The organism is Sporichthya brevicatena, from assembly GCF_039525035.1.
Classification (GTDB): Bacteria; Actinomycetota; Actinomycetes; order Sporichthyales; family Sporichthyaceae; genus Sporichthya; species Sporichthya brevicatena.
This window is the reverse complement of sequence record NZ_BAAAHE010000024.1, coordinates 40,933-56,599: the sequence shown is the minus strand read 5'-3', so window position 1 is coordinate 56,599 and position 15,667 is coordinate 40,933. Positions and strand designations below refer to the sequence as shown.

Below are 15,667 nucleotides of genomic sequence, written 5' to 3'. Positions count from 1 at the left end.
CACGACGGAATCGGGTCCGCCCCTCCGGATGATGTCGCAGGCCGGTGGGAAGGGGATTCTTTCTTCCACGGCAGGACATTCGGGGACGGCGCGCTACCGCTCGCGCGACCGGGTCCGGGTTCCTGACGGAGATCGAGCGCGTCCGGCCCGTCGGGGTGCACCGCCGGGTCGGGACGCGTGAGACGTCCCGAGATCGCTGTTGATCCTGCTGAGGGGGCTGGATCACCGGCGATCTCGGCGTTTAACGCCGGGTGTGCCGGCTGGGTGGCCCCGGCTCAGGCCTTGCCGATCGTCTCCGCCACCAGCGCCGACCCGAGCGGCGCGAACGCGAGGCCGGGACCGGGGTGGGCGGACCCGCCGACCTGGTAGAGGCCGGCGACGTCGGTCGTGTTCGCCGGGCGGAAGACGGCACCCTTGAGGCCGTGCAGCGCCGCGCCCCCGAGCGCACCGCCGGGGGAGCCGGAGCGGCGTTCGACGTCGGCGGGCGTGTGGGCCTCGAACCAGTGGAGTCGGGCGGAGACGTCGAAGCCCCGGTTGTCGAGGACGCCGAGGAGGTGCCGCGCGTACGCCTCGGTCTGCGCCGCGGTCCAGTCCACCTCGCCCTTGGCGGTTCCGTGACGGGGCGTCACCACGCTGACGGTCAGAGCGCTCGCGCCCGCGGGGGCGTCGGCCGGGGTGAGGAACAGCGTCGGGTCGGCGGGCGGGCGACCGGCGTCGAACACCTCCACGAGTTCTGCGACCGGGTCCAGGCCGAACGACATCGTGGGCAGTTGGTCAGCCGTGCCGTCGAGCGCGAGGGACAGGGTGAAGGCGGAGGCGCTGCGCTCCGCCGTGCGGGGGCGGCGGGCGAGGAACTCGGCGGTGAGTGAGGCGTCCACCGCGGAGACGACGATGTCGGCGGGCAGCGTGCTGCCGTCGGCCAGGCGAACGCCCCGGACGGTGCCGCCGTCGTGCTCGATCCCGGCGACCGCGGTGCCGTAGCGGATCTCGGCGCCGCGCTTCTCCGCCCGCTCGGCGGTGGCGTCGACGAGCAGCCGGATCCCGCCGACGACGCGCCACGTTCCGAAGGTGTGCTCCATCGCCGGCCAGACGGCGACGGCCGTGGCCGCTCGGCGAGGGTCGGACCCGAGCCGCAGCGCGTACGAACCGCCGACGGCGCGCAGGCGGGGGTCGCGGAGCTGACGCTTCATCAGGTCGTGGAGGGTCTTCTGCGGCGTCAGTGCGGAGAGCCACGCCCGACCGGTCCTCGTCCGCAGCGCCTGCAGGCGGGAGGTCGGCGGGGCGTTGACGAATCCCTGCCGGAACGTCGCCCACAGGTCGCTGCCGGTGGCGAGGAAGGTGTCCCAGTCCTCCGCGGCGGTCGTGCCGAGCCCGGCGGCGATCGCCTCCATCGTCCCGGCGCGCGTGGCGTTCGGGATGTCGATGCGTGTGCCGTCCGCGAACTGCCAGCGCATCGCCGGGTCCACCGGCACGAGGTCGAGCACGCTCTCCAGCGGCGTCGTCTTGCCAGTCTTGCGGAACAGGTCGCGGTACCCCGCGGGGAGCTGCACGAGCGTCGGGCCGGTGTCGAAGCCGAAGCCGTCCCGCTCGAACCGGCCGGCCTGCCCGCCGGGTCCGTCCGCGCGCTCGCAGACGACCACGTCGTGCTTGAGCCGGGCGAGACGCAGCGCGGCCGCGAGCCCCGAGAGCCCCGCGCCGATCACCACCACCCGTGCCACGAGCGGTCACCCTAACTTCCCCGGGATGACGTCCCGCACGGGCGAGTGTCGGCCCGCACGAGGGCTGACAGGGGCCCCCGGCGGGATGACGTCCCGCAGGGGTGGGGTGTCGGCCCGCACGAGGGCTGACAGGGGTGCGCCAGGGACGTCATCCCGCAGAGATGGGTAGGTCGGGCCGGGGGTCAGGGGCCGGGGGTCAGGGGCCGAGGTCAGGGGAGGGGGCGGCCCTTCCAGGTCAGGGTGCCGCGGCGGCGGGCGCGGACGGAGTCGGCGAGCAGGAACGCGGCGGCGGCGGTCGAGGCGGGGTGGGCGAGGACGTCGGGCCAGACGCGGGAGCCGACGCGGCGGGCGACGAGCGCGCGGCCCGCGGCGCCGGCGGCGTACCCGGCCAGCCCGAGCCGGGAGCCGCGCAGGGCGGCCACGGCCGGCACCGGCCCGAGGAGCAGGAGCACCCCGCACACCGCGGCGGCGGGGACGACGCGGCCGCCGGCGCCGAACGCGGCCCACAGCCACTTGGTGTGGCCGGCCCGCAGCTCGGTCCAGCCCGCGTACATGCGGCACGACGCGACGTCGGAGCCGACCACCATGCCCGCCCGGTGGCCTGCCCGCTTGGCCGCGCGGGCGAGCTCGATGTCGTCGACGACCCGGTCGCGGACGGCGTCGTGGCCGCCGAAGGCGTCGTAGGTCGCGCGTTCGACGACGAGGAACTGGCCGATCGCCGCGGCGGTCGACGGTCGGAGCGAGTGCTCCGCCGGCCGGACCGGCAGCGTCGACAGCCAGCTCCAGGCGAGCAGCGGCTGGACGAGGCGCTCGCCGGGTGAGTCGGTGACCTGACGTGGCATCAGCGACAGCAGCTTCAGCCCGGACTCGGCCATCACCGCGAGTGCGGCCGCCACCGCCCGCGAGTGCAGCAGGACGTCCGCGTCGACGAAGACCAGCACGTCGCCGGTCGCCTCCGCGGCCAGGCGGGCGCAGGCGTGCGGTTTGCCGAGCCGGCCCGGCGGCGGGGGCTCCCCGGTCAGGACGCGGACGCGCGGGTCGTCCACGGCGACGGCGCGGGCGAGGTCGCCCGTGCCGTCGGTGGAGCCGTCGTCGAGGACCAGGATCTCCAGGTCCGCCACGCCCTCCTGAGCGAGCAGCGCGCGCAGGCACCGGCCCACCACCGCGGCCTCGTCGCGGACCGGGAGGAGCACGGAGACGCGCCGCCCGGGCGGGACGTCGGGGGCGTCGGGCCGCGCCACCCGCACCGTCACGACGTTCGCCGCCGCCAAGGCCGCCCCGCCGAGGGAGAGCAGCGCCCCGGCCGCGACCGCGGCGCGTCCCGGCGAGCTCATGCCCGGCCGGCGCGCGCGGAGCCGGGGCGGGCCGCGCCGATCCGGCAGAGGGCGAAGGGCACGGCGACGGCCCCCATCGCGGCGCCGCCGATCAGTCCGACCGCGGGGCGGTCGAAGAACGCGAGGTTGCCGAGGACCTGCGCGGCGTACGTCCAGAGGTACAGGACGGCCGGCAGCAGGTCGCCCGGGTCGGCGGCGCCGGGAGCCCGGGGCACCGTCCGGTCGAGCAGGGCCATCAGCAGGACCGAGACGACGATCCAGCCCGCGTAGTTGGTCAGCGGGACGTCGGGGGAGCCGGGCAGGGCGGGGCTCGGGTCGGCCCAGGCCCAGTAGCCCTCCTCGACCATCTGCGGGTCGAGGAACAGGTCCCAGCTCGCGAGCGCCCAGCCGCCGACCAGGGCGGTCGCCGCCGCCCTCCGGTCCCGGGTGAGCCGCCGGGCGACGAGCAGCGCCGGGTACGCCGTCATCGACCAGGCCAGGGGAATGACGAGCGGGACGCCGGCCACCGTGGCGCCGAGCCCGTCGCCGTAGGAGTACTCGCCGAACGGGAAGCCGGTGTGCACGCCGAGTGCCTCCACGGCGGCCGACGCGACGCACACCAGCCCGAACGTCCGCAGCGCCACGCCGGCCCCGGACCGCACGACCAGGTGGCTCACGACGACGGCGAAGGTCACCGTGACGGTCGCGACCGTCAGCCGGTCACGCGCGGTGCCCGACACGAGCGGGTAGGCGATCTGGCAGGCGACGGCCGCCGCGAGCAGCGTCCAGGCGAGCCGTACCCCCGCGAGGTTCCGGTCCGGGCGCCGCGCGGTCTCGAGCGCGGGCAAGTCAGACGCTCAGGCCAGGGGCCGCAGGATCGAGAACGTCTCCCGGCCGGGCGCGGCGATGGCCGCGAAGCGCCCGACGTTGGGGACGTCCATCGGGGCGACCGCGACGGAGGCGCCGAGCTTGGTGGCCTTCTCGGCGGTGGCGTCCACGTCCGCGACCTGGAACGTCACCGACCAGTACGGGCCCGGGGCCGAGCCGGGCGGGAGCGGGGAGAAGCCGGCCACGCCCTGCTGGCCGAGCATCGCGACCGCACCGGTGGAACCGGACGGGTCCGCGCCGCGGACCGACCAGCCGAAGACCGCGGTGTAGAACGCGGCGGCGCGCGGGATGTCCGGCGTCACGAGGTCCGACCAGTACCAGGTGCCGGGCACGCGGGTGATGCGCGCGCCGATGTGGTCACGGGCCTGCCACAGGGTGAGCACGCCGCCCTGCGGGTCGGCGCAGGCGGCGCCGCGGCCGAGGTTGAGGATGTCGCCGGGGCCCGCGATGAGCGTGCCACCGTTGGCCTTGACGGTCGCGACGGACGCGTCGACGTCCCGCACCGCGATGTAGACGTTCCAGCTCGGCCGGGTGCCCTTCTGGCACGGACCGAGGCCCGCCACGGGGCGGCCGTCGAGGAGGAAGGTGGCGAAGCCGTCCTCGTCGTCCACCGAGCTCCAGCCGAAGAGCTCGGAGTAGAACTCCTTGCCGGCGGCGGCGTCGTGGCAGGCGACGTCCACCCAGCACGGGATGCCGGGTGCGTAGCTGTCGACGTAGGTCACGACGTTCTCCCCTTCTCCGCGCGGACGGCGCGTGCGCAGCCTACTTCGCGAATCTTCGTGCGCGCTTCAGGTCTCGGAGCAGGACCTTCGCGGCACTCCGGCCCGAGGCTCCGAACACACCGCCGCCCGGATGGGTCGAGGCGCCGGTGAGGTAGAGGCCGGGCAGGGGCCCACGGTAACCCGAGAGCTCGGGGACCGGTCGCAGGGCGAACATCGCATCGAGCGCCATCTCGACGTGCATGACATTGCCCCGACGCAAACCCAGCTCACGTTCGAGGTCGAGCGGAGTCTGGACGTGGGTGTCCAGGACGCCCGCGGCGAACCCGGGGGAGAAGGCCTCGACGCGTGCGACCGCCGCCTCACCGGTGGCCGCGCGCACCTCGTCCCACCCCGGTCCGGCGAGGTCGTAGCGGTGCCACTGCGCCCACAGCGTCACGGTGTGGCGGCCGGGCGGGGCGAGGCTGGGGTCCTGCACGGTCGGGGTGAGGGCGAGCACCGCGGGCCGCGCCGGGGGTCGGGCAGCGAGGTAGTCGGCGTAGGCCGCGCGCAGCTCGGCCCGGTCGGTGACGAGCAGTTGCATGCCGTGCCCCGCGTCGGCAGGGGCGCCGGGGTAGGCGGGCAGGGCCGAGGTCGCGAGCCGGACGGCCACCCCGATGCCGTCGCCGACCCGGATGCGTGGCCGCACGCCGGACGGTTCGACCCCGGCGGCGGCGAGCAGGTCCAGAGTCTCCAGGACGTGGGCCCCGGAGAGGACGGCCCGGGCACTGACGGTGCGTCCGCTCGCGGTCCGGACGCCGGTGACCCGGCCGGCGGACGTCGTCACCGCGGTCGCGGCGTCGCCGAGGTGGAGCCGACCGCCGGAGCGGGCCAGCCGTTCGGCGAGGGCCCGGGAGAGCTCGCCGGAACCGCCGACCGGCCGCCCCGGCGCGCGCAGGTGCATCAGGCCGATCCAGGACAGGTGCCCGACCGTGCCCGGCTCGTGCGGCGGTGGGCCCGACTGCGCCGCGAGCCACGCCAGCGCCGCGCGGAGGCGCTCGCTGCGGAACGTGGCGTCGAGGAGGTGGTCGGCCGGTTGCAGGAACCAGCGTGAGGTCTCGCCGCCGCCGCGGGCGCGGCCCAGGGTCGCCACCTTGCGGGCGATCCGACCGGGGGTCGGGGGCCCGGCGAGGACGTCGAGGATCCGCCGGCAGGCGGGGGTGAACTCGGCGATCAGCGCCCGGTACGCCGCGGCGTCCGCCGGCCCGCAGGCGGCGGCGATGGAGTCGCACGTGCGGTCGAGGTCGGTCGCGAAGACGAGTCCGGGGGAGTCCGGGTCCGGCCCCGGCGCGTACGCCCACGGGTCGGCGTCGAGGTAGCGCAGACCGCACTCACCGAGGCCGAGTTCCTCGATGATCCCGGTATGACGGACCATCACATGCAAGCTGGAGCCGCGATCCACGCGGTGGCCGGGGAAACGTTCGACGGTGGAGACCGCGCCGCCGACGACGGTGTCGCGCTCGAGAACCTCGACCTCGAGGCCGGCGGCCGCGAGATAGCAGGCCGCGACCAGCGCGTTGTGGCCGGCGCCGACGACCGCGACGTCGCAGCGGGAGTTCACGACCGCCGGCTGCGCTGCCGGCCGCCGGTCCGCTCGAGATACGCCCGCCCGCGCGGGGAAAGTTCGTACCCGACGGCGAGGCTGTGGGTGAGGCCCAGGTTCTTCAGCTTGCGGACGTCGATCTTGAACGGCTGGGTCTCCCGGCCGTAGGCAGCGGCGAGGTCGGGAGCGCGCACGCCGGGCTGCTCCGCGATCGTCCGCAGGTACTGCCGGGTCCAGGGCCCGTGCGAGCTCGCCGCGTCGAGGCGGTCGAGGCGGCGGGTGATCTCGGCGACGGCGGCGTCGTCGAGCGCGTCGTCGGCGGCGAGCGCGGCGCGCGGGTCGGGGTCGGTCGCGAGCGTGAACTCGATCCGCCACAGCGGGTGCGCCGGGTCGCCGGGGAGCTCGGAGAGCAGCTGCTCGGGGCTCGGCCGGCCCGCGCGCCGGGCATCGGCCTTCGTCAGCTTCGCGGGGTCGACCGCGCGCACCGAGGTCACGTCGATCCGCCCGGCGTTGGTGCGGTAGGTCCGGCCGGCGATCACGCGCGGCGCGGCCCAGCGCCGGAACTGGACCGTGACGGCGCCCGCGGCCGCCGCGCGGGCGTCGGGCCCGGTGAAGCGCACCGCTCAGCCCTTCCGCTCGGCCTCGATCGCGGCCTGCACCGCCTCCGGCGAGCGGCCGACGACCGCGCTGCCGTCGGCCGCGGTGAGGATCGGGCGCTGAATCAGCTTGGGGTGGGCGGCCAGGGCCTCGATCCACCGCTCGCGGTTGTCGGCGTCCTTCGGCCAGGACTTCAGGCCGATCTCACCGGCCACGGCCTCGCCGGTCCGCGCGATGTCCCACGGTTCGAGCCCGAGCCGGTCCAGGACGTCGCGGATCTCGGCGGCGGTCGGCGGGTCGTCCAGGTACCGGCGGACGGTGTAGCGAACGCCGGCGGCGTCCAGGTCCGCGACTGCGGTGCGGCACTTCGAGCACGCGGGGTTGAGCCAGATCTCCATGCGGCCGAACCTATTGCAACGGTGCGGGACCGCCCCGGCGGCGTTATTTACTCGGAGTAAGTTCTGCCGTAGCGTGGACGGTCGACGGATGTCCCGGAGGAAGGAAGAGCGCATGGACCGGCGGATCCTGATCACCGGAGCAGCCTCCGGGCTCGGTCGTGCGCTCGCCCGCGCGGCTGCCGACGACGGCGCCCGGGTGCTGCTCACCGACCGCGACGCGGCGGCGGGGGAGCTGGCCCGGCTGGAGCTGGCCGAGCGCCTGCGCGAACGCGGCGGGAACCCGGACCGGGTCGCCTTTCTCGCCCTCGACGTCCGCGACGACGCCGCCTGGGACGGTGCGCGCGAGTGGTGCGCGGAGCACTGGGGAGGACTCGACGTCCTCGTGAACAACGCCGGGGTGGCGGCGGCCGGCCCGATTGCCGACATCCCCATGGCCGACTGGGACTGGATCCTCGACATCAACCTCAAGGGCGCCATCCGCGGCGTGCGGACGTTCGTGCCGATGTTCGAGGCGCAGGGCGCCGGGCACGTCGTCAACATCGCCTCGCTCGCCGGGCTGATGAACCTCGGGAACATGGCGTCGTACAACGTCACCAAGGCCGGCGTGATCTCGCTGTCGGAGACGATGCGCTGCGAGCTGGAGCCGCTGGGGATCCGGACCACCGTGGTCTGCCCGAGCTTCTTCGCGACGAACCTCGCCGACACGATGCGGACGACCGACCCGGCCTTCGAGGTGATGGCACGTCAGGCCATCGCGGGGGACCTGTTCCCCGGTCCGAAGCTGACCGCCGACGACGTGGCGCGCAAGGTCCTGCGGGCCGTCGACCGGCGGAAGTTCCTGCTGCTGCCGCACATCGAGACGCGGCTGCTGTACGCGATGAAGCGGCTCGCGCCGACCCCGTTCGCGAAGGGTCTGGCCGCGGCCAACCAGCTCGTGCAGAAGCGGTTCGGAACGAATTCGGCCGGCCGCCTGCGGGCGACCGGCCGAATGCGCTGACCCCTGATCAGCTTGATACCTGACTGAGCGTCATCGCTTCAGGTCGATGACGACCCGCTTCGGGTTCGTCAGGTGGCTCACGCTGTAGCTCTTGAGGCTCTTGACGCCGACGCCGAACGTCACGTGGCCCTCGAAGTCGCACGCCATCCGGACGCCCTTGAGCGTCTTCAGGCTGTAGTTCGCGGTCGACAGTCGACCCGGGCCCGAGTACGTGCTCTTGCCCTTGTCGTTGTGCGCCTGAGCCGGCGTCAGGTCGATCTTGAGGATCTTGTCACCGGGGATCGTCAGCTTGTCGCCCTTGCCGCAGCTGTAGAGGCTGTTGACGAGGGAGAGCTTCACGGTCGGCTTCTTGCCCGTGTAGTCGATGACCACGCGGTCGAAGTTGCTGTGCGCGCCGGTGCGCAGGTTCTTGACCGTAGCGGTCTTCGCGGCCGCGTCGGCGGACGCGACGACGCCGACCAGGCCGGTCCCGGCGAGTGCGGTCGCGGCGAGGGCGGCGACGGCGGTCTTGCGGTTGCGGAGCTGGAACATCTCTTCCCCCTGGGGTGTCGGGCAGTGCATCGGGTGGGCAACTCGGTTGGGCAACTCGGTTGGGCAACTCGGTCGGGCAACTCGGTGGTGACTGCACAGGAGACGCCGAGGGGTGCGAATCGGTTTACCGGACTTACCGGACAAATTTTTCGGGCGGCGGCGCGCCGGAGACATCGGTGCTTGCCAGATTGTCGGGGGTGGGGGGCACTGTTCTCCGTGTCGAACAGATGTTCGAGCGACTGACCCCCCGCGGTCGCTCGGACCGGTTCGACACCACTCACCGGCCGGGCGGCCGGCCTCGACCCCCGCCCGCCCGGCCCGGTGGGAGAGCTCGGTCCCGGTCCGCCCGGGGCCGCACGGGAGAGCGAGGAGTCGACATGAGCCTGGTCATCGAGCACCCGGCCGCGCCGCGTTCCGGGGCGCCGGAGCTGCTGAACGCCGCCGGCCACTGCCTGGCCGCCGCGAACGCAGCGACGCGTCCCGTCGACCGGTACGCCGCCGCCCACCTCGCCGCGCTCCGCGGCGCGGCTGCCGTCCTTGCGGTCCGCGCGCAGCCCGTGACGGGCAAGCGGCGCCGCCCGCGCTCCGCGTGGGAACTGCTCGTCGTGGTCGCGCCCGAGCTCTCGGAGTGGGCCGCGTTCTTCGCCGCCAACGCCGGCAAGCGCGCCGCGGCGGAGGCGGGCCTCACCCGCTCCGTCACGGCCCGCGAGGCCGACGACCTGATGCGGGACGCGGCGACGTTCGTCGCCCTCGTCGCTGCCATGCTCGATGTGCCCTGCCCGCAGGCGGCCTGCCTCTAGAGCTGAGACAGCGTCAGAGTCGCGTCAGAGCCGGCGTCAGGGAGAGGCCAGCCGCGCGAGCGACGGCGGGAGCTTGGACGCCGCGGCCCGGTCGAGCAGCCAGAGGGTCCGCGTCCGGCCGGAGGCGCCCGCTGCCGGGATCTGCATCGGCCCCGCGCCGGAGAGCGCGAGGTGGACCGCCGACGCCTTGTCCTCGCCGGCGACGACGAACCAGACCTCCTTGGCGCCGCGGATCGTCGGCATCGTCAGGCTGATGCGCGTGGGCGGCGGCTTGGGGGATCCCCGGACCCCGACGACGGAGCGGACCTCCTCGTACAGCGCCGGCTTCTCCGGGAACAGGGAGGCGACGTGCCCGTCCGGGCCGACGCCGAGCAGGCACACGTCGAAGCTGGGCGCGATGCCGTGGTCCTCCGGCCGCGCCGCGGCCTTGAGTTCCGCGGCGTAGCGCTCGGCGGCAGCCTCCGGGTCGTCGCCGTCGGGTCCGTCGCTCGCGGGCATCGGGTGCACCCGCGCCGGGTCGACGCCGACCTTGTCGAGCAGGGCCGCACGGGCCTGGGTCTCGTTGCGGTCGGCGTGCCCGAGCGGCAGGAAGCGCTCGTCGCCCCACCAGATGTCGAGGTTGCGCCAGTCGATCGCGTCGCGGGCCGGCATGTCCGCGAGCGCCCCGAGGGTGGCGATGCCGACGCTGCCCCCGGTGAGGACCACCGACGCCCGTCCGGTCGCCGCCTGCACGTCGACGAGACGGGTCACGAGGCGCGCCGCGACGGCGGCGGCGAGGGTCGGCGGGTCGCGGTGGACCAGGACGGTGGTGGCCATGCAGGTGCTCCTGTGCGTGACGGGTGCGGCGGATCAGTCAGACGGGCTGGCGGGCGGGAACGGCGGCGAGGCACTCGGCGAAGATCTCGTCCGGGTCGAGGCGGCGCAGTTCCTCCGCCATCAGCTCGGAGAGGGACCGGCGGGGGAGCGCGATCGGGCGCTCCGGCCAGCCGGGGGCGCACAGGGTGGCAAGAGCGCCGTCGGTGCGCACGACCGCGATCTCGCCGTCCGGGGTGCGCAGGCGGACCTCGGTCAGGCCGGGGCCGTCGGAGGTCCGGCGCTCGATCGGGACACCGAGGCGAAGCTCCAGCCAGCGCGCGAGGAGTTCGGTGCTCGGGCTGTCGGGTTCCCCGGCCAGGACGCCGCTCTCGACGGCGGCATGCGGCTGGTCGAACGCGGCGGCGAGGACGCTGCGCCAGCGGGTCAGCCTCGTCCAGGACAGGTCGGTGTCGCCCTCGGCGTACGTCGCGGCCCGCCGGGCGAGCGCGGCGCGGGGATCCGCGGCCGACGCGAGGTCGGTGATCCGCCGCTGGCTCAGCGCGCCGATCGGGTCCGCGGCCGGGTCGTCCGGCGGCTCGCCGGGCCAGAAGGTGACGACGGGCGCGTCGGGGCCGAGCAGTGGCAGCACGACGGAGCCGCCGTGCGCGGCCAGCTCGCCGTGCAGATCGAGCACCACGAGTTCACCGGGACCGCGCTCGCCGCTGCCGCACACCTCGGCGTCCAGTCGCGCGACGCCGGAGTCGGGCCGCCGCCGGGCGACGAGGATCCGCGCCGGGTGCTCGGCCGCGCTCCGCACCGCCGCCTCGACCGCCTCGGTGTGCTCCTCGCCGTCGGTCACGACCACCAGCGTCAGGACCTGCCCGGTCGCCTGGCTGCCGCCGGCCCGCCGGGCCGCGATCAGCGCACGCCCGATCGCCGACGCGGTGGTGTTGGTCAGAACCTCACTCACGGGCGCCGCCAGACCCGACCGTCGCGCGCCAGCAACTCGTCCGCACTCGGTGGCCCCCAGGTGCCGGCGGCGTAGCCCTCGGGCGAACCCTGGGTCGCCCAGAACTCCTCGATCGGGTCGAGGACCTGCCAGGACAGCTCGACCTCACGGGCGCGGGGGAACAACGGCGGGTCGCCGAGCAGGACGTCGAGGATGAGCCGTTCGTAGGCCTCGGGTGAGCTCTCGGTGAAGGCGCCGCCGTAGGCGAAGTCCATCGTCACGTCCCGGACCTCCATGGCCGAGCCGGGCACCTTCGAGCCGAAGCGCACCGTCGTGCCCTCGTCCGGCTGGATCCGGCACACCAGGGCGTTCTGGCCGAGCTCCTCGGTGGCCGTGGTCTCGAACGGCAGGTGCGGCACCCGCTGGAACACGAGCGCGACCTCCGTGACCCGCCGGCCGAGGCGTTTGCCGGTGCGCAGGTAGAACGGCACCCCGGCCCAGCGGCGAGTGTCGAGTTCGAGCTTCACGGCGGCGTAGGTCTCGGTGGTCGAGTCGGCGGGGATGCCCTCCTCCTCGCAGTAGCCGACGACCTTCTCGCCGCCCTGCCAGCCGGCGGTGTAGCGCCCGCGGGCGGTCGAGCCGGCGAGGTCGGCCGGCAGCCGGATCGCGGAGAGCACCTTCTCCTTCTCCGCGCGCAGGTCGTCGGGGGAGAACGAGACCGGCTCCTCCATCGCCGTGAGCGCGAGCAGCTGGAGCAGATGGTTCTGCAGGACGTCGCGGGCGGCGCCGATCCCGTCGTAGTAGCCGGCGCGGCCGCCGATGCCGATGTCCTCGGCCATCGTGATCTGCACGTGGTCGACGAAGTTGCGGTTCCAGATCGGCTCGAAGAGTTGGTTCGCGAAACGCAGCGCCAGGATGTTCTGGACCGTCTCCTTGCCGAGGTAGTGGTCGATCCGGAACACCGACGAGGGCGGGAAGACCTCCTCGACGATCCGGTTCAGCTCCTGGGCGCTCGCGAGGTCGTGGCCGAACGGCTTCTCGATGACGACCCGCCGCCACGAGTCCCCGTGCGAGTCGGTCAGGCCGTGCTCCTTGAGCTGGCCGACCACCTCGGCGAAGAACTTCGGCGGGATCGAGAGGTAGAAGGCGTGGTTGCCCCCGGTGCCTCGGCTCTCGTCGAGCTCGGCGAGGGTCTTGGCGAGCGTCCCGAACGCGGCGTCGTCACCGAAGTCGCCCGGGACGAAGCGCATGCCCTCGGACAGCGACGCCCAGGTCTCCTCGCGGAACGGCGTCCGCGCGTTCTCCCTCACCGCGTCGTGGACGACCTGCGAGAAGTCCTGGTCCTCCCAGTCCCGGCGGGCGTACCCGACGAGGGAGAAGCCCGGGGGCAGCAACCCGCGGTTGGCCAGGTCGTAGATCGCCGGCATCACCTTGCGACGCGCGAGGTCGCCGGTGACGCCGAAGACGACGAGGCTGCACGGCCCCGCGATCCGCGGCAGGCGCTTGTCGCGCGGGTCGCGGAGCGGGTTCGCAGTCATGCCCCGACCGTCACGCACCGACCGTCACGCGCCGAAGGCCGCGAGCAGCGTGGCGATGCCCGCCTTGCGGTCGGTGAGATGGAGCCGGAGGGCCGGGCGGTTGCGGCTCTGGAGAGCGCCGAGGTCGCCGAGGGCCTGCGCCATCTGCAGCGTGGCGAAGCTGTACGGCCGGCCCGGGATGGGCAGGTCCTCCTCGACGGCACCGGTGATCTGGAGGAAGACACCGACCGGTTGGCCGCCCTTGTGGAACTGCCCCGTCGAGTGCAGGAACCGCGGGCCCCAGCCGAAGGTGACCTGCGGGCCGGCGAGCAGCCTGGCCAGCGCGGGCCGCAGCCGGGCGATGTCCGCGTCGGCGAACCGGTCGAGGTAGGCCATGAGGGCCAGGTACCCCGTCGGCTGGACCTGACGCAGAATCAGCTCAAGTGCGTCGACGAGCGACTTCGCCTCGCCGAGGAGTGCCTGGTCGCCGTGGACCTCGATCGGGCCGTCGGTGAACAGCGGCGCCGGGACGTCGAGCACGCCGTCGGTGGCGGACTCGAGCAGCCGCGCGGTGTTGTCCTTGGACTCGGTGACGTTGGGCTGGTCGAACGGGCTCGTGTGCAGGCCCCAGCCCATGAAGGCGGTCGCCCACTCCCAGAGCAGGAACTGCGCGCCGAGCGGGCCGCTGGTGATCCGGATCTCCGAACCGTCGACGTCGCCGAGGGTGGCGCGCACCGCGTCCGGGCCGATGTCCGCCCAGCCGGGGGCGTCGATGCCCTCGACGATGACGGGGAGGAGGCCTTTGCCCTCCTTGCCGCTGGACTCGGCGATCAGCTGCTCGACCCAGTCGCCGAAACCCTCCAGGGCGGGGTCGGTGTTGGCGAGCACGAGCTTCTCGCGGCTGTGGGTCGCGGCGCCGCTGAGCGCGGCGCCGAGCAGCAGGCCCGGGTTGTCGCCGAGCTGCTCCAGCGCGGGGCGGAGTTCGGCGGCCTCGTCGAGGAGCTTCGCGACGTCCGCGCCGGCGAGACCGCTCGGCACGAGGCCGAACGCGGACAGCGCGCTGTACCGGCCGCCGACGTTCGGGTCCGCGAGGAAGAGCGCGCGGTAGTTGCCCTCGGTCGCGATCTCCTCGAGCGGCGAACCCGGGTCGGTGACGACGACGAACCGCGCAGCGATCTGCTCGTCCGACAGGCCCGCGTCCCGAAAGGCCTGGATGTAGGCGCGACGGTGGCTGTCGGTCTCGATGGTCCCGCCGCTCTTGCTCGCGACGACGACCACGGTGCGGTCGAGGCGGTCGGCGAGCGTCCGGCGGATCTGGTTGGCGTCCGTGGTGTCGAGGACGGTGAGCTCGACACCGGCGTTGCGGCAGATCACCTCGGGCGCGAGCGACGAGCCACCCATGCCCGCGAGCACGACGTGGTCGAGCCCGTCGGCCTGCAGGCCCGCGCGGACCTCGGCGATGCGGGGGAGCAGCTCACGCGAACTGGTCGGCAGGTCGAGCCAGCCGAGCCGGATCGCGGCCTCCTCGGTGGCGGCGTCGCCCCAGAGCGTGGCGTCCTTCGCGGCGAGGCGCTGCACGACCTCGTGGACCGACGCGGCGCGCAGGGCGAACCCGGCGGGGGCGCGGACCTCCTCGCCGGACAGGCGGACGCGGCAGCCCCCGCCCTCCTGGGCGTAGGTGTTGAACGGGTTGGGTGCCTTGTCGCTCGTCGTCACTCCTCGCCCCCCAGGCGGGTCAGCTCGGCGCCGACGGAGCCGAGGAGGTCGTTCCAGGCGGTGATGAACTTCTCGACGCCCTCGCGCTCGAGCAGGTTCACGACGTCGTCGTAGTCGATGCCGATCGTGGCGAGGTCGGCGAGGACCTGCTTGGCCTCGGCGTAGTGCGCGCGGACCGTGTCGCCGGTGGTGGCGGAGTGGTCGGCGACCGCGTCGAGGGTGGCCTCCGGCATCGTGTTGACCACGCCGGCGGTGACGAGCTCGTCGACGTAGAGGGTGTCCGGGTAGGCCGGGTCCTTGACGCCGGTGGAGGCCCACAGCGGTCGCTGCGGCTTGGCGCCGGCGGCGGCGAGGGCGGTCCAGCGCGCCGAGGCGAAGATCTCCTCGTAGGCCTCGAACGCCAGGCGGGCGTTCGCGACCGCAGCCTTGCCGCGCAGCGCCTTGGCCTCGTCGGTGCCCAGCTTGTCCAGCCGCTTGTCGATCTCGGTGTCGACGCGGGAGACGAAGAAGCTCGCGACCGACCCGATCCGCTCCAGCGGCAGACCCGCCTTCTGGGCACGCTCCATGCCTTCGAGGAAGGCGTCCATCACCGCGCGGTAGCGCTCGAGCGAGAAGATCAGCGTGACGTTGACGCTGATGCCCTCGGCCAGGCACTGCGCGATCGCCGGCAGGCCTTCGACGGTGGCCGGGATCTTGATGTAGAGGTTCGGCCGGTCGACCGCCCACCACAGGAACCGGGCCTCGGCGACGGTCTTGTCGGTGTCGTGCGCGAACCGGGGGTCGACCTCGATCGAGACGCGGCCGTCGACGCCGTCGCTCGCGTCGTAGACGCTGCGCAGCACGTCGCACGCCTCGCGGACGTCGGCCGTGGTGATCGAGCGGACCGCCTCGTCCACGTGCACGCCGCGCACCGCGAGGTCGTGCACCTGCGGGTCGTAGAGGTCGGACTTGGACACCGCGTTCTGGAAGATCGACGGGTTGGTCGTCACGCCCACGACGTAGGAGTCGCGCACCATCGCCGCGAGCGTGCCCTTCTGCAGGCGCTCACGCGAGAGGTCGTCGAGCCAGATGGCGACGCCCGCCTCGGAGAGGCGGCGCAGATTCTCGGTTCCCACGATCTTCCTTCTTCCTTGCGTACGGGCAACCT

General features: G+C 73.9%; 15 protein-coding genes. 2 read left to right on the top strand and 13 right to left on the bottom strand.

The genetic code is table 11. The features are described 5' to 3' along the window. Nucleotides 1-275 precede the first annotated feature (275 nt). The 7 genes from ABD401_RS14940 to ABD401_RS14910 form a co-directional block, all read right to left on the bottom strand. A complete protein-coding gene (locus ABD401_RS14940; protein ID WP_344606076.1) occupies nt 276-1,718 on the bottom strand; it encodes a phytoene desaturase family protein in 1,443 nt (480 codons plus the stop codon). A gap of 209 nt (nt 1,719-1,927) precedes the next feature. After that, nucleotides 1,928-3,052 carry a glycosyltransferase family 2 protein gene (locus ABD401_RS14935; protein ID WP_344606074.1) on the bottom strand — a complete coding sequence of 375 codons (1,125 nt, stop codon included), beginning with the start codon at nt 3,050-3,052 and terminating at the stop codon, nt 1,928-1,930. Further along, entirely contained in the window at nt 3,049-3,879 is an 831-nt protein-coding gene (locus tag ABD401_RS14930; protein WP_344606072.1) for a carotenoid biosynthesis protein, read from the bottom strand. The genes ABD401_RS14935 and ABD401_RS14930 overlap by 4 nt, the downstream gene beginning before the upstream one ends. A 9-nt stretch (nt 3,880-3,888) precedes the next feature. Beyond that, complete coding sequence (locus ABD401_RS14925) at nt 3,889-4,641, bottom strand: VOC family protein (RefSeq protein WP_344606070.1); 753 nt, start codon at nt 4,639-4,641, stop codon at nt 3,889-3,891. Between the two features lie 40 nt (nt 4,642-4,681). Beyond that, nucleotides 4,682-6,238: a phytoene desaturase family protein gene (locus ABD401_RS14920; RefSeq protein WP_344606068.1), complete on the bottom strand. Its 1,557-nt coding sequence runs from the start codon at nt 6,236-6,238 to the stop codon at nt 4,682-4,684. Beyond that, nucleotides 6,235-6,840 (bottom strand): ASCH domain-containing protein, encoded by a 606-nt coding sequence (locus tag ABD401_RS14915; RefSeq protein WP_344606067.1) that lies wholly within the window; start codon nt 6,838-6,840, stop codon nt 6,235-6,237. Before ABD401_RS14915 ends, ABD401_RS14920 begins: the two co-directional genes overlap by 4 nt. A gap of 3 nt (nt 6,841-6,843) precedes the next feature. Further along, nucleotides 6,844-7,215, bottom strand: a complete 372-nt coding sequence (locus tag ABD401_RS14910; protein WP_344606065.1) for an arsenate reductase family protein — start codon at nt 7,213-7,215, stop codon at nt 6,844-6,846. Between the two features lie 112 nt (nt 7,216-7,327). Between ABD401_RS14910 and ABD401_RS14905 the strand changes: the two genes are divergently transcribed. After that, nucleotides 7,328-8,212 carry an SDR family NAD(P)-dependent oxidoreductase gene (locus tag ABD401_RS14905; protein ID WP_344606063.1) on the top strand — a complete coding sequence of 295 codons (885 nt, stop codon included), beginning with the start codon at nt 7,328-7,330 and terminating at the stop codon, nt 8,210-8,212. A 30-nt stretch (nt 8,213-8,242) separates the two neighbouring features. Here the strand turns inward: ABD401_RS14905 and ABD401_RS14900 are convergent, their stop codons facing one another. Then, nucleotides 8,243-8,743 (bottom strand): AMIN-like domain-containing (lipo)protein, encoded by a 501-nt coding sequence (locus tag ABD401_RS14900; protein WP_344606061.1) that lies wholly within the window; start codon nt 8,741-8,743, stop codon nt 8,243-8,245. A 377-nt stretch (nt 8,744-9,120) separates the two neighbouring features. Between ABD401_RS14900 and ABD401_RS14895 the strand changes: the two genes are divergently transcribed. Further along, complete coding sequence (locus ABD401_RS14895; protein WP_344606059.1) at nt 9,121-9,543, top strand: SAV_6107 family HEPN domain-containing protein; 423 nt, start codon at nt 9,121-9,123, stop codon at nt 9,541-9,543. 36 nt (nt 9,544-9,579) lie between these two features. Here the strand turns inward: ABD401_RS14895 and pgl are convergent, their stop codons facing one another. The 5 genes from pgl to tal are packed head-to-tail and all read right to left on the bottom strand — an operon-like array spanning nt 9,580 to nt 15,635. After that, nucleotides 9,580-10,359 carry a 6-phosphogluconolactonase gene (gene pgl, locus ABD401_RS14890; protein WP_344606057.1) on the bottom strand — a complete coding sequence of 260 codons (780 nt, stop codon included), beginning with the start codon at nt 10,357-10,359 and terminating at the stop codon, nt 9,580-9,582. Nucleotides 10,360-10,396: 37 nt separating this feature from the next. Next, nucleotides 10,397-11,308 carry a glucose-6-phosphate dehydrogenase assembly protein OpcA gene (locus ABD401_RS14885; protein WP_344606055.1) on the bottom strand — a complete coding sequence of 304 codons (912 nt, stop codon included), beginning with the start codon at nt 11,306-11,308 and terminating at the stop codon, nt 10,397-10,399. Beyond that, complete coding sequence (gene zwf, locus ABD401_RS14880; protein ID WP_344606054.1) at nt 11,305-12,825, bottom strand: glucose-6-phosphate dehydrogenase; 1,521 nt, start codon at nt 12,823-12,825, stop codon at nt 11,305-11,307. Before zwf ends, ABD401_RS14885 begins: the two co-directional genes overlap by 4 nt. A gap of 24 nt (nt 12,826-12,849) precedes the next feature. Then, nucleotides 12,850-14,520: a glucose-6-phosphate isomerase gene (locus ABD401_RS14875; protein WP_344606052.1), complete on the bottom strand. Its 1,671-nt coding sequence runs from the start codon at nt 14,518-14,520 to the stop codon at nt 12,850-12,852. Continuing rightward, nucleotides 14,517-15,635, bottom strand: coding sequence for a transaldolase (tal, locus tag ABD401_RS14870; protein ID WP_344606050.1), 1,119 nt, complete (start codon nt 15,633-15,635; stop codon nt 14,517-14,519). Before tal ends, ABD401_RS14875 begins: the two co-directional genes overlap by 4 nt. Nucleotides 15,636-15,667 lie beyond the last annotated feature (32 nt).